Origin of the sequence: Streptomyces sp. 3330, from assembly GCF_031456635.1 — a bacterium.
Lineage (GTDB): Bacteria > Actinomycetota > Actinomycetes > Streptomycetales > Streptomycetaceae > Streptomyces.
The window spans coordinates 1-1,068 of sequence record NZ_JAVDVA010000076.1; the positions used below are offsets into that span (position 1 = coordinate 1).

General features: G+C 68.4%; 1 protein-coding gene. It reads left to right on the plus strand.

Annotated features, from left to right (window positions below):
• Nucleotides 1–110 precede the first annotated feature (110 nt).
• Entirely contained in the window at nucleotides 111–1,067 is a 957-nt protein-coding gene (locus tag J2X68_RS40220; RefSeq protein WP_310437550.1) for an IS481 family transposase, read from the plus strand.
• The last annotated feature ends 1 nt before the right edge of the window (nucleotide 1,068 follow it).

Consider the following 1,068-nt stretch of genomic DNA (forward strand, 5'->3'; position numbering starts at 1 on the left):
CGCCCTAGCTGTATTGGTCACGAGCGTTGTTGACACGGGCCCGGGCTTGATCATGGTGAAGGCCCCCGTGTGTGGTGGAGGTGTCGAATCTTCACCGCACGGAGGCCTTCATGTCCCACCGTAATGCTCGGCTGACCGTTTTCGGGAGGCACCTGCTGGTCGAACGTGTCTGCTCGGGCCGCCCGGTCGCGCATGTCGCGGCCGAGATGGGGATCTCACGAGCAACGGCCCACAAGTGGCTGCGCCGCTGGCGGACCGAGGGCGAGGCAGGCCTGGCCGACCGCTCCAGCAGGCCCCTGCGGACACCGCACCGGACCCCGATGGACATCGAGGCACGTATCTGCAGGCTGCGCACCGACCGCAAGCTCGGACCGGCCCGGATCGGCCCGATCCTGGGCCTGCCCGCCTCGACCGTGCACCGCGTTCTGACCCGTCACCGGCTGAACCGGCTCTCCTGGCTCGACCGCCCGACCGGGACCGTGATCCGCCGCTACGAACGCGACCGCCCCGGCGAGCTGATCCACATCGACGTGAAGAAGCTCGGCCGGATTCCCGACGGCGGCGGCCACAAGGTACTGGGCCGCCAGGCCGGCCGGGCCACCCGCAGCAACATGGGCTTCGACTACGTCCATTCCGCAGTCGATGACCACTCACGCCTCGCCTACAGCGAGATCCACCCCGACGAGAAGGTCACGACCTGCGCAGGCTTCCTCACCCGCGCGGCCGCCTTCTTCCGCGCACACGGCATCACCCGCATCGAACGCGTCCTCACGGACAACGCCTGGGCCTACCGCAAGGGCCTGGCCTGGAAAGCCGCCCTGGCCGACCTCGGCGCCACCGGCAAACTCACCCGCGCCTACCGGCCCCAGACCAACGGCAAGGTCGAACGCTTCAACCGCACCCTCCTCGACGAATGGGCCTACCAACGGCCCTACACCTCCAACGACGAGCGCACAGCAGCCCTGGCAGACTTCCTCCACACCTACAACCACCACCGCAGCCACACCGCACTCGCAGGCCAGCCCCCCATCACCCGCGTCAACAACCCTGCGGGTCAATACACCTAGC